Source organism: Oceanobacillus sp. MO10714A, from assembly GCF_037072045.1.
Lineage (GTDB): Bacteria > Bacillota > Bacilli > Bacillales > Amphibacillaceae > Oceanobacillus > Oceanobacillus indicireducens.
The window spans coordinates 15614-28584 of the sequence record NZ_JAXHDC010000023.1; the positions used below are offsets into that span (position 1 = coordinate 15614).

10 protein-coding genes and 3 pseudogenes are annotated in these 12971 nt (G+C 38.9%); 2 read left to right on the top strand and 11 right to left on the bottom strand.

The annotated features are described in order from the left end of the window. Positions 1-100: 100 nt before the first annotated feature. The 3 genes and pseudogenes from SPD53_RS12125 to SPD53_RS12135 all read right to left on the bottom strand — a co-directional run. Positions 101-1318, bottom strand: coding sequence for a DUF819 family protein (locus SPD53_RS12125; protein ID WP_336252725.1), 1218 nt, complete (start codon positions 1316-1318; stop codon positions 101-103). Positions 1319-1599: 281 nt separating this feature from the next. Continuing rightward, positions 1600-1722 carry a hypothetical protein gene (locus SPD53_RS12130; protein WP_255454366.1) on the bottom strand — a complete coding sequence of 41 codons (123 nt, stop codon included), beginning with the start codon at positions 1720-1722 and terminating at the stop codon, positions 1600-1602. Between the two features lie 84 nt (positions 1723-1806). Beyond that, positions 1807-1932 (bottom strand): annotated as a pseudogene (locus tag SPD53_RS12135) (alanine dehydrogenase); the annotation flags it as partial. 287 nt (positions 1933-2219) lie between these two features. On the opposite strand from SPD53_RS12135, the gene SPD53_RS12140 reads away from it, so the two are divergent. Beyond that, positions 2220-3308: a YkvI family membrane protein gene (locus SPD53_RS12140; RefSeq protein WP_336252727.1), complete on the top strand. Its 1089-nt coding sequence runs from the start codon at positions 2220-2222 to the stop codon at positions 3306-3308. A gap of 476 nt (positions 3309-3784) precedes the next feature. On the opposite strand, the gene SPD53_RS12145 is transcribed toward SPD53_RS12140, so the two are convergent. The 4 genes and pseudogenes from SPD53_RS12145 to SPD53_RS12155 all read right to left on the bottom strand — a co-directional run. Next, positions 3785-5137 carry a GntP family permease gene (locus SPD53_RS12145; protein ID WP_336252728.1) on the bottom strand — a complete coding sequence of 451 codons (1353 nt, stop codon included), beginning with the start codon at positions 5135-5137 and terminating at the stop codon, positions 3785-3787. 23 nt (positions 5138-5160) lie between these two features. Further along, on the bottom strand, positions 5161-6414 hold the full coding sequence (locus tag SPD53_RS12150) for a four-carbon acid sugar kinase family protein (RefSeq protein ID WP_442946208.1): 1254 nt from the start codon (positions 6412-6414) through the stop codon (positions 5161-5163). Positions 6415-6423: 9 nt separating this feature from the next. After that, positions 6424-6595, bottom strand: a pseudogene (locus SPD53_RS19855) (NAD(P)-binding domain-containing protein); the annotation flags it as partial. A 1-nt stretch (position 6596) separates the two neighbouring features. Continuing rightward, positions 6597-7175, bottom strand: a pseudogene (locus SPD53_RS12155) (family 4 glycosyl hydrolase); the annotation flags it as partial. A 461-nt stretch (positions 7176-7636) separates the two neighbouring features. On the opposite strand from SPD53_RS12155, the gene SPD53_RS12160 reads away from it, so the two are divergent. Then, on the top strand, positions 7637-8083 hold the full coding sequence (locus SPD53_RS12160; protein WP_188856153.1) for an Hsp20/alpha crystallin family protein: 447 nt from the start codon (positions 7637-7639) through the stop codon (positions 8081-8083). A gap of 51 nt (positions 8084-8134) precedes the next feature. On the opposite strand, the gene SPD53_RS12165 is transcribed toward SPD53_RS12160, so the two are convergent. The 4 genes from SPD53_RS12165 to ilvD all read right to left on the bottom strand — a co-directional run bounded on the left by SPD53_RS12165 (position 8135) and on the right by ilvD (position 12891). Beyond that, a complete protein-coding gene (locus tag SPD53_RS12165) occupies positions 8135-8536 on the bottom strand; it encodes an ectoine synthase (RefSeq protein WP_188856154.1) in 402 nt (133 codons plus the stop codon). Positions 8537-8568: 32 nt separating this feature from the next. Next, the gene (gene ectB / locus SPD53_RS12170) at positions 8569-9828 is read right to left on the bottom strand and encodes a diaminobutyrate--2-oxoglutarate transaminase (protein WP_336252745.1); all 1260 of its coding nucleotides are present in this window, start codon (positions 9826-9828) and stop codon (positions 8569-8571) included. A 37-nt stretch (positions 9829-9865) separates the two neighbouring features. Then, positions 9866-10432: a diaminobutyrate acetyltransferase gene (ectA, locus tag SPD53_RS12175; protein ID WP_336252746.1), complete on the bottom strand. Its 567-nt coding sequence runs from the start codon at positions 10430-10432 to the stop codon at positions 9866-9868. A 788-nt stretch (positions 10433-11220) separates the two neighbouring features. Then, the gene (gene ilvD, locus SPD53_RS12180) at positions 11221-12891 is read right to left on the bottom strand and encodes a dihydroxy-acid dehydratase (RefSeq protein WP_188856155.1); all 1671 of its coding nucleotides are present in this window, start codon (positions 12889-12891) and stop codon (positions 11221-11223) included. Positions 12892-12971: the final 80 nt, after the last annotated feature.

Here is a 12971-nt window from a genome sequence, read left to right on the forward strand (position 1 = left end):
AAAATACAGAGACTATAAACCTGGTAAGATCGGAGCTAATAGGTAAAGAACATAAACCAAGCTAATGCCGTAAATCCGGCAACAAAGCCTCCTAACAACTTTATAAATTACTAAACCAGACTCCGATAAATGTACCAGCATAGTTGCCAATAATATACCCTAGAGTTCCAACTAGTAGAATGGGACCAACTAATTTTGTCCATCCTCTTGAGATTGCCATTGCTGCGGCAGTTGTTGGACCGCCAATGTTTGCATTACTTGCAAGAATAATTTCTTCTAAAGAGAACTTAAAGACTTTTCCAGCAGTAAAGGATATTACCATATTAATAAACACCATAATCGTTACAAATACTAATATTAATGGAGCATGCTGTAAAATAAGTGGAATCGAAGCAGGAACCCCAATTACAACAAAGAATATATAAATGAGATATGTACCGATTTCCTGCGCCCCATTTATACTTTCGAAATAACGCGGGAAGAGAGTAACAGATAACATCGTAAGCGTTGTTAACATCAAGTATTCATCACCGAAAATTCCGTTTAGAATATTTAGGAAGACATTAACATTCTCCCCTGAAGGTATCATACCATTAAAGATTTCAGCTAGTTTAAAAGATATGGCAACAATTGCAAATGCTGTACCTACTGCGAGTGCAATGTCCTTTAATGACATTTCCTCTCTTTTCCAGTAAGATGCAGCCTCATTTTCATTGGCACCCACTTTCTTTTCCAGCTCGTCCATGTATGGTGTCTTAAATTTATTTCGGAAAAAGTTCAGTGTTGGTATTAAAATTAGGACAAGAAAGTAAATGGCCATTAGTAAATTATCTGCTACAACCGTAGCTGAAACCGTTTCTCCAGGGACATCGAATCGTGCCGACATCGCAGCAAAGTTGATGCCCCCTCCAATATAAGAACCCGTCATCATAGCACTAATTTTATCGAGTAACGGAATATGATCTTTTAACAGGTAAAACCCAATAATTGCTCCAGAAATCGTACCAATTGAACTTATTAAGAAGATAATGAGTAATCTTCCACTTTCATTCCAGATCTTTAGAATATTAGAACGAAACAGTAATAGCGGGATAGCTAGTGGAACAACATATGCCCATACCGTATCGTAGACAGGTGAGTCAGTAGGAATAATATTTAAGTTAGCTAAAATAAGCGCACCAACAAGAGCAATGATTGCTCCTGATAGTTTGGAGGTCCATTTATATCTTTGTTCTAAATAAATACTAATTGCAGCCCAACCTGCTAGAAATCCCCATAGAACCCATGTATCATCTGGTTGAATAATTGAATATAACAAGTCCTCATCCCCTTTTACAGAATCAAAGTATGACGTGCAGAAACCGCCTACAAATTCTATTCAAGACTGTGTCTAGAAACCATTGTATGCAACCGTTAAATTGAATAGACAGACGGTTATTATATTTAGAATATTTTATATTATAGGCGGAAGTTTATTTAGTGTCAATGACCGCTAATGGACCGTACATGAAGATGAAATGAAAGTATATACGAATGTATTTCATTCAGCTTATGAAGCACAAAATCAAAAAAATAGAGCACCGACATATCTAAATGTTTTTAAGGGAATGCAATGGTTGCCGCACTATTGCAACAATGTCTAATTGGCGTTTTCTTCACATTATCCTTTATCGCATCTAATGATATTTCAACCCATGCCCCTCGAAAACTTGCATGATTCATAATACTTCTCCCAATTTACCATTTGTTTAAAAAATGCTCTTCCATAAATATTATGAAAGGGGCATTTTTACAAGAAAATTAATATTAGTGGTTTTGTGCTGCCAATGCTTCGTCTGCGGAAACATATTCATAGCCAAGGTCATGTGCGGCTACTTCAAATGTAACTTTACCATCTACTACATTTAAACCAGCTTTCAATGCCGCATTGTCTTTGTCTTTAACCAACATTTTTGTCACCTTTTGTTATTTTTTACAATTGATATTTATTAGACCTTTGCTATAATGGTAGAGAAAGTTGTAAGAATCTTGTGAGATTAATTTTGAAAGCGCAACCAAACGAGAAAATAGAAGCCTCTATTAAGTAGCGCAATCAAATCTAGTAATGGTTGGGATAGAATAAGAATATTGTTGTATTGCGTTTCTAGGTAGTAGATTTCGTTTACAGGTTTAACTTTCGGAATTTTTTGCATGTTGTATGCGGACAAGGAGGAGTATGGATGAAAAGTATAATCAAAATTGCAAGCGCCTTTGTTGGCGTAATTGTAGGGGCAGGATTTGCTTCTGGACAAGAGGTTCTTCAATATTTTACAAGTTTTGGTCTTCTAGGAATAATCGGTGCGGTCGTGGCGACTGCTCTCTTCGCCTCCATAGGGATGATCCTTGTTTGGCTAGGAAGTCATACAAAAACAAAATCACATCGCGATGTCATCTATCGAATTGGCGGCCGTGTCTTAGGGACTATAATTGATTATATTATCATTTTTACATTGTTTGGTGTAGGTGTTGTCATGATTGCTGGAGCAGGCTCAAATCTTAATCAACAATTCGGATTACCGGTTATTGCTGGCACGACATTAATGACACTTCTAGTGCTTGCAGTAGGTATGTTAAAAGTAGATCGTGTTGTTACAGTTATTGGTAGTATTACACCGTTTCTAGTTTTATTCGTAATTATTATCTCTATTTATAGTTTTATCACAATGGATGGAACGTTCGCTTCCCTTAACGAAACAGCAAAAGCGGTCCCAACTACATTGCCTAACTGGTTTGTTTCCGCTATTAACTATGTATCCTTTAATGTTGCTGTTGGTGCGGCAATGGCCATTGTAATGGGTGGAGTAGAAAGGAACGAGAAACAAGCAGCTTTAGGTGGACTCTTCGGCGGACTAGCTCTAGGTATTCTAATCATATTAAGCCATCTTGCCATCTTCTCACAAGTTGAAACTGTTGGTGGATTGGACATGCCGCTACTTGGAATAGTTAGTGAACTTTCACCACTTTTAGGTTTGCTTATGTCTATCGTAATTTTTGGTATGATTTTCAACACAGCGATTGGTATGTTCTTCTCATTTACGGCTCGTTTTGTGGACATGGAAACAAAGAAATTCAAAATCGCGCTCACGATTATATTGGCTGCGGGGTATATAGCTAGCTTTATTGGATTTACTGATCTTGTAGCATACTTCTATCCACTTATTGGATATCTTGGTCTTGTATTAATGGCGGTATTATTTGCCTCTCCCTTTGTTATCAAGAAACAAGAGAGGAAAGAACTGGAGAATCAGGCACAAACAAAAATTTCTTAATTTAAGGATTAGAAAAAATAAAAGTTTCATCATGGTTGGGTTTTACTTTTAGTAGTTTCAATGCTTCTTTAGCATTCCCATAGGAATTATCTTTGACCGATAAATCGAATAAAGATAAAACACTGATAGATGAGCAAATAGACAACTCAGGAGGATCAATGACTGGAACGAAGAGTTAATAAAAATGCATTCATTTTATTACTAGCATTGAGGGTTTATAACCAATGCCTACCTGCAATCAAATCGAAAAGACCTTATACTCATTTACAGTAGAGACTATAAAAAATAGGAAGGATGCTTTATCTTTAACATCCTTCCTATCTGATTTACTTTAACATAATAAAGTTACTCACTAGATCTATACCCCGTCCCACTCACTACTTCACTTATCGCTTCATTTTCATATAAAAATGTCCAACAGCATAATTATTTTCTTTTGCATCTTTAATATTCATGCTCGAGTTATAACGGAGAGACTATAATCCTGGTAAAATCGGAGCTAATAGATAAAGAACATAAACCATACCTAACGCTGTCAATCCGGCAACAAAGCCTCCTAGTGACCAAGCTTTCAATGTTTGTGGTATTGTTAGTTTCCCAAATTTATTAACTACCCAGAATCCAGAATCATTAGGTAGAGATAATCCGATTGCCCCAGCACAAATTGCTAGACCAAGTAAAACAGGTGATACGCCTAACGCAGCCACTTGTGGGCCTAAAATACTTGAGGTTGTAACTAAGGCAACGGTTGCCGAACCTAGGGAAGCACGCAATATTTGAGTAAATATAAATGCAAGTAAGAAGATATGAATACTCCAGCCTTGCATAACACCAATCAAGTGATCACCGATTCCACTCTCATTGATGACAGCACCGAATGCCCCTCCCGCACCAGTGATTAATAGAATAGCTCCGGCTGAATCAACTGCCTCATTAAACATCTGATCATAACCTTTAGAAATATAAGGTTTGAGCACGATAATAGCAACAATTACACTAATGAATAATGCTACGTTCTTATCACCAACAAAGGAGAACATTGTTCCAAAGAACGAACCAGGTGCAATCATTTGTGTTACGGTGTTTCCAACAATCAAGATAATTGGAAGCCCTAACATAAAGAAGGAAAGGCCGGTTGAAATTTCTTTCTTGTACGTTTGTTGCTCGACTTCTTCTATTTCGTCCGCCAATGAAACTTCACCCTTGGCTTCCATTCTCTTTCCAATAAACATACCATAGTAGTAACCGCCTACAATCGTTGCAACAATTGCGATGATAATTCCATAAACAATGAACAATCCTACATCCGAACCCGTATTTTCCGCAACAATCATAGGTCCCGGCGTAGGAATAACCATACTATGGGATACGATTAATCCAACAGATAAGGCAGTAACAAATGAAACGGAAACAATTTTTGTTTTCTTTGATAAACTTTTTATTAAACCACTAAGAATAACAAATGCTGCATCAAAGAACACAGGTATCGACACAGCTGTCCCGGTCAAACCGATTCCAAGCGGTGATTTTTTTATACCGAAAACGTTTAAAATGGCCTGTGCTATTTTTTCCACGGCACCAGATGCGGACAGAAATTGACCAAAAATAATCCCTAGTCCAATCAAAATACCTACACTGGTTAATGTGCTTCCGAATCCATTAGCCACTATATCCGATATTTCTATAATAGGGAATCCCACTACTAGTGCGGTTAAAAGTGCAACCCCTATTAATGAAACAAATGGTTCCAATTTTAATTTTAATATTAAGAAAAACAATAACAGCAATGCTGCGACAAAAACTACGATTAATAAATTCCCAGTAATCATGAATATTCCCCCTGTATTTCTATCTACTCAAGACTTTTTGCAATTGTATAAAGGTCTCTAACTGCTCCGACATTCCCAGGAAAAATGATATACGGCATGTTTGAATACTTGCTGCCACGATCCGTTCTCCACACTGGAATCCCTGGTAAAGCTTGCCCTAGCACAACAGCCTTTCTAACCCCAAGTGCTGTTGTGCCGATTTCAGAAGAGGTGATGCCACCCTTGGCAATAATATACTTTGGTACTGAAGTTAAGGACTTGATAATCCTTGTTAGACCGTCAGAAATCTTTACAGAAAGCTCTAATTCCTTCTCTGCCATACCTTCCCCAAGATCTAAACGCTCCCTCTTCGTATAAATCGCACAAGTTTGCCCATTTCTTATGTTCTTGTCCAACTCTTGAATTCTAGCTTGAATTTCTGCTTCAAATTTCTCTTCATCTAAAACAAGATCACTATTAAATTCAATCGGCCTAACAGCATCTAATTTTAATAATTCATTCAGTTGCTGAGTTGTTTTATTTACATGGGAACCGACGATAATTAATCCACCTGATTTCTTGCTTCCAAGGATCATCTGCTCACTGGACAATAAATCTTTATCTGAAATATGCCCAATTATTTTTGTAAAGGATGCTGCCGTCCGATATAAAAATTGCTTACCGTTTTTAATTGCTTTTGTAAGTGCAATTGAAAATACCTTTAAATCATCATCAGAAATAGCATTAACAATAACTTTATTAAAACCTTCAATTCCCATTAATTGTTCTGTGATTTTTTCAATATCTACTGCGCGTAAATCGTCAAGTGCGATATAGGTTACATCTTTCTGTTTAAATCGGCCTTGAGATTTTTCTTCCACATATTCGCCAAGATGACTTTTCGTAAAGCCAAATGTCCGATCCTTTGCAAATTCAGTTTCAGCAGCCGGAACTAATGCACCGTCTTTCTCCACGTAGTGAATATTCTCAATCGTATATCGTCCACCTTCTTTGAAGAACGGAATGATAATTTCACCATCAGCGCTGTTTCCAAGTGTTGCATTAATCGTTTCTGTTTCAAGCGGGAAATGTCCCCGAAGCGTAGAATCACTTCTACTAATAATAAGAAAAGGCTTATTAAATTGCTTCGATACTCTTAGAACCCGATTCATAATATCTTTATGGACCTGCTCCGTCTTCTCTTTTGAAAATGCCCGTGAATTCGTTAAAATAAAAAACATTTTCTCATCCGATTGGAAACCATCTAATATCGACGCTTCATCCCAATTTGTATACACATGAATACCGCCTGACTTACTTGCCAAAACAACCGCTTCGGATAGTGCAGCTATATTTACGTTAACAATAATTTGATTTGCCAATTTCAGCACCATTGTCACCTACATAAACAATGTTTTCCCCCATTGCTTCAAAAAGCGGCCGAACCTTATTAAAATGTTCCTCCGCACCTCCAGCCATGAATTCGTTCTGGCTCAACACCTAATTGGTCGGCAATCCCCATTTTCATTCCGACTGGGACATTACATAGACCGACGATTTTCTTCCAATTACTATGGCGGAGAACTGCTTCCGTCACCATTCCTGCTGGGTTGGTGAAGTTAATTAGCCATGCGTTCGGACAGAGTTCTTCCATATCTTTAACGATATCTAAAATAACTGGAATCGTCCTTAAACCTTTGAATAGTCCACCTGGCCCATTCGTTTCTTGTCCAATTACACCATATTTTAAAGGAATACGTTCATCTTTCGCACGCGCTTCCAGTAAACCGACACGTAACTGGGTTGTTACAAAGTCTGCATTTTTCAATGCCTCCCGGCGGTCTAAAGTAAGATGTACATCGATTGGCAATCCAGCTTCTTTAATCATTCGCTTAGCTAAGCCACCAACGATTTCCAGTTTCTCTTTTCCTTCCGGGATATCGACTAACCAAAGCTCACGAACTGGCAAACTAACATACCGCTTAATAAACCCTTCTACTAACTCCGGAGTATAGCTTGATCCTCCCCCTATCGTGACAATTTTAACGCCTTTACTCATAAAATGACCTCCTAATACTAAAACCTCTCATTCTTCCTTTGACAATTGATTCCTTATGCATACATAACGGTTTCGGCAATAAAAAAACCCGAACTGTATGAAAACGCACGTACAGCGCTTCCATATCAATTCAGGTTATGCCCAATTAAGGTTACATCCCTTAAAATTAAGTTAACTTATTTAATTACAATTATAATTTACCATACTTTATGTTTAGTGTCAACGTTTACATTAAAAAATTACTCCACAGCCCAATTTCCATTTTTTTACTTAATCTGTTATACTAAGGCCTGTGTCTTGCCGGCACTCTACTATTAACTCCCCACTCTATTTATTGATTCAGCATCAATAAATAGAGATTGAGAGAGCCGGCAAGGCACATTTTGTTTTTCTCGGATGTTTAAACATTGGACAAGAGGGTATACATATATTGGAATAAATGATTTAAGGAGGAATGGAATATGTTTGATCTAAGACCGTACAGCAACAGAAGTCAGAATATGATGGAGCAATTTTCGAAAGCATTCGAGGATATGTTCAATCGAGACTTCCTTCCGTCTGGCAAGAATGATTTTCAGTCACTCAGAACAGACATCACGGAAAGCAAGGATGCTTACGTCGTGCAAGCTGATCTTCCAGGATTCTCCAAAAATGACATTCAAATCAATTTAGAAAACAATCAGCTTACCATCCGGGCAAAGCGTGATGATCAGATGGAAGAACGGGATGAAAACGACCGAGTGATCCGCCAAGAACGCCATTTTGGAGAGTTTGTGCGCTCCTTCTACGTAGAAAATATCGATCAGGATAAAGTGGAAGCTAGTTTGGAAGATGGTGTCCTGAAAGTTAAGCTGCCAAAAGCAAATCCGGATGATAGCGGCTCAGCGAAACAAATTGAAATTAATTAACCCTAAAAAAGGAAGGGAGATTCGAAAAAATTCCCCTTCCTTTTTTGACGTTTATTTTTGAATATCCTCCAATGTCAACGCCGGATAAATCCCATCCTCATCATGCGTTTCTGTCCCGACAAGCGGTGGATTAAATACGCAAACCATGCGCATGTCTGTTTTCGTACGTACTTCATGTTTGTCATTTTCATTCAGTACGTAAATCGTTCCTGGCTTCAGCTGCCAAACTTTACCGGTTTCGATCTGCTCAATCTCCCCTTCCCCTTCTATGACATAGACAGCTTCGATATGATTTTTATACCAGAAATAGTTTTTCGTACCGCCCTTAATTACCGTATCATTTACACTGAATCCTAATCTATCATGTGCGGAAACAAATCTGCGGCTTCTCCAATTCCCATCTGCTACATCGTCTTTCGTCCCCACAATATCTTCAAGTGATCTTACAATCATGTTTTACTTCTCCTTTTGTGTTCATTTTAAATTTAAGCAAGTACATGCTTGATACTAGCTTCTAGAATTTCTAATCCTTTGCTTAACCCTTCTTCATCTATTATTAATGGAGGAAGGAATTTCACGACTTCATCTTTCGGTCCAGATGTTTCGATGATTAAACCGCGCTTGAATGCTTCAGCACAAATTTCTTCCGCAAGTCCATCGACATGCACTGCGATCCCTTGCATCAGTCCTCTCCCCCGCGCTTCAGCCTTTAATTCTGGATATTTTTCAACAATGGATTCGGCAGTATCTTTCAAGAAGTCTGCACGCTCCATAATATTTTCGGAAAAATCATCTGTTTCCCAGTAAGTTAACGCTTCTGTTGCAGCGAGGAATGCCAGGTTGTTTCCACGGAATGTTCCATTATGCTCACCTGGTGTCCATTGGTCATATTCCGGCTTAATCAATGTGATTGCCATCGGTAGGCCGATTCCGCCAATTGACTTAGACAGGCAGACAATATCAGGGTTAATTCCAGCTGGTTCGAAGCTAAAGAATGTTCCAGTTCTTCCGCAACCCGCTTGCACGTCATCAATAATCAATAGAATATCAAAACGTTTACAGATTTCCTCGATTCTTTTCAGCCACTCCATCCGAGCAGCATTAATGCCGCCTTCCCCTTGTACCGTCTCTAGAATAATTGCAGCCGGCAAATCAACACCAGTACTGCTTCCTTCTAAATAACTTTCCAAATAGAGAGTCGTGTCTTGATCATCAACGAATTGATCAAATGGCATTGACACTGTGTGGTTTAACGGAATTCCCGCACCCTTTCGCTTCGTTGAATTACCTGTTACGGATAGAGACCCGATTGTCATGCCGTGGAAAGCGTTTGTAAAACTGATGACTGTTTCTCTTCCGGTTACTTTTCTTGCAATTTTAAGTGCGCTTTCTACCGTGTTTGTCCCGGTTGGACCTGGAAACATAATTTTATAATCAAGGTTTCGAGGTTTAAGGATGGTTTCCTGAAACTTTTCAAGAAACTTCTTTCGTGGAGTCGTTCCCATATCGAGGCTATGCAGAATTCCATCATCCTGTATGTACTCGATTAATTTATCTTGCATCGTGTCGTTGTTATGCCCATAATTCAATGCGCCTGCCCCAGCGAAGAAATCAATATACTCCTTGCCATCTGTATCCCATAAACGATAGCCCTTCGCTTTTTCAAAAACCGTCGGCCATCCGCGGCTGTAACTCCTTACTGCTGATTCCAATTCTTCAAAAGTTTTCATTTTCTCGTTATCCATTACTGCTGTTGTCAAAGTACTCATCCCTTATCATTTTTTATTTATTCACAGGCCCTATTCTGTAAAGCCATTCTTCTTCATGAGTTTCATTTTCAGCCTCTGGAAAGATTTCCGATTCAAAGTATTTACTGATCTTATAATTGGCTTGATGTTTCCTCGCAAGACCAATGAATAAATTATTCGAAGCTGTATTCGACGTTGTTACAGTAGTTTCAATATACTGAATTTCTTCGCAAGACTTACGCTCTAAAAGCTGATTCAGCATTCGAGTTGCCAACCCTTGCCCCCGCTGTGATGCGTGAACAGCGACCTGCCAAATAAATAATGTGTCGGGATTTTCCGGATGAATAAATCCAGATACAAATGCAACAGGTTTTCGAATATAACCTCTCTCTTCAATCGCTACAATGGATGTCTCGGAAAATATCTCACACCACATAATATAGCTGTAAGAAGAATTCAAATCGAGGTTGCTAGTCTGCTTAATCAGTTCCCAAACAGCCGCCCCATCTTCCTTGTTCGGTTTCCTAAAATGAAGTTCCTTTTTAACAATTGGCTTCTCAGCCGTTTCTAACGTTTTAATGCTCCCACCACCTAAGTTAATTTTTAATTTTCATTCTTTTAAAGCTTAACGTTAATAAAAAGTTACGTCAAAACGGATAAAACAGGATATAGTGGGATTAAACATGGTTAAGCTGGATTAGCTTACTGTGGCCTATAGATGTCTATAAATAACTGGTAAATAGTTGCTGATTGTCTGCATAACTGCGGATTCTGTTTTTCGTCTTCATTAAAAAAACAACATTGGAGCTTGATCTAGAGCCTTTTATCGGGGCATTTAATTTTGTTTGATATTTTTTGTAATGTTTTCTTATCATTAATTGGTGCGGGACGATTGTATATTATAACGGTGCTCCGGCAGTCCATACTGTAGTACAGCCTTAAAAATTTCACTTGACTGCTCTTGGTCCAAAAGGAAGAGCTCCCCCCCCATCTATCATAGGTACCTCTTTACGTTATAATTCATTTGATATTTAAGTATTTGCACACCCTCGTTTATAAATAACCATCCAAATTCGATAAAGTTCGGCATTTTACGATTGATGACAGCATTTAGGAAGTGTATTAACCACTTCACCTCGTTTAAATAAGAGCTTTATCAGTGGAAATTAGAAAAGTTCATCCATCTATTACGTGACATTGGGGTCGGAACAATTGTCTCCCGGGATGGAGTAAGTTTTTTATCGGGGGAGTGTGTGAATTCCTTTAGTTGTTTAAAAAATTTGGTTAAAAAAGAGGAAATAAACATTTGGTTTCCAAGAGACCAAACGTCTATTTCCTTAGGCTTTGATGCTTTACGATTAATCCATTAAGGTAATTTATTGCATCAAACTATATACTCATTACGCCACCTTTAGATGCATTAGTTACCAACTTCGAATACCTTCCTAACCATCCTTGTTTAATCTTCGGTTCGAATGGTGGCAGGTTTTTCTTTCTTTCTGCTAAAACTTCATCTGTTAGGTCAACGTTGATTGTACGATTTGGTAGGTCAATCGTAATCATATCTCCGTTTTCAATTAATGCAATTGGGCCACCTTCTGCAGCTTCAGGTGAAATATGTCCGACTGAAATTCCGCGCGATGCACCGGAAAATCGGCCGTCTGTGAGAAGTGCAACAGATTTACCAAGTCCGCGTCCCATTATAGCAGAAGTTGGAGCGAGCATCTCCGGCATACCCGGCCCGCCTTTGGGTCCTTCATAACGAATAACGACAACATGCCCTTCTTTTACTGTACCGTTATCAATCGCTTCTTGCGCTTCATCTTGTGAGTTAAAAACAATGGCTTCACCAACAAACACTTTAATGCTCGGGTCTACCGCACCAACTTTAATGACGGCACCCTCTGGCGCTAGGTTACCGAAAAGGATCGACAGTCCACCAACTGGGCTGTATGGATTGTCTTTCGTACGAATAACTTGATCATTAGTGATTTCATAATCGCTAACAAGCTCCCCCATCGTTTGGCCTGTAATCGTCAAGCGTTCAGGGTGCATGGCGCCTGGAGTCTTCGTTAGTTCATTAATAATCGCACTGACGCCACCTGCTTTGTTTATATCATCCATCGAGATGTCGGATGCAGGCATGATTTTTGCAAGATATGGCACGCGTTCTGCGACTTTATTAATCTCTTCCAACGAATACTCAATACCGGCTTCATTCGCAATTGCTAATGTATGTAAAACTGTATTGGTGGAACCACCCATTGCCATATCCAATGCAAATGCATCATCAATCGCTTCTTTTGTAATCAGGTCACGAGGTTTAACGTCTTCTTTCACCATGCGCACGAGATGTTTAGCAGCTTCATAGATTAATTCTTTCCGCTTTTCACTTGTGGCGACAATCGATCCGTTCCCAGGAAGTGCAAGCCCTAACATTTCCATTAAACAGTTCATCGAATTGGCTGTAAACATTCCTGAACAAGAGCCGCATGTCGGACAAGCATTTTGTTCGATGAATTCGAATTCTTCTTCTGACATTTTACCAGCTTTCACCGAACCAACACCCTCAAAAACGGATGTTAATGATAAATTCTTCCCATCTTGGCTAACCCCCGCTTCCATCGGTCCGCCGGAAACAAAAACAGAAGGAACGTTGGTACGAGCCGCTGCCATTAGCATTCCGGGTGTGATTTTATCACAGTTTGGAATGTAGAAGACACCGTCAAACCAGTGAGCATTAATGACCGTTTCTGCACTGTCAGCAATTAGTTCCCGACTTGGGAGAGAATAACGCATTCCAATATGTCCCATAGCAATCCCATCATCGACACCGATTGTATTAAATTCAAATGGAATACCACCGGCTTCATAAATCGCATCTTTTACGACGTCAGCAAATTCACGCAAGTGCACATGTCCTGGAATAATATCAATATAAGAGTTACATACCCCGATAAATGGCTTTTGTAAATCCCCGGGTTTTACTTTTCCAGTCGCATATAAGAGACTGCGGTGTGGACCACGATCAAGTCCGATTTTGATTTTATCACTTCTCATTTTATTCACCCTTTAAAAAAATTTAAATATTATTGTTATTTTAAATGTTGAGTTGTCTGCTGTCAACAACGTTGTATGAC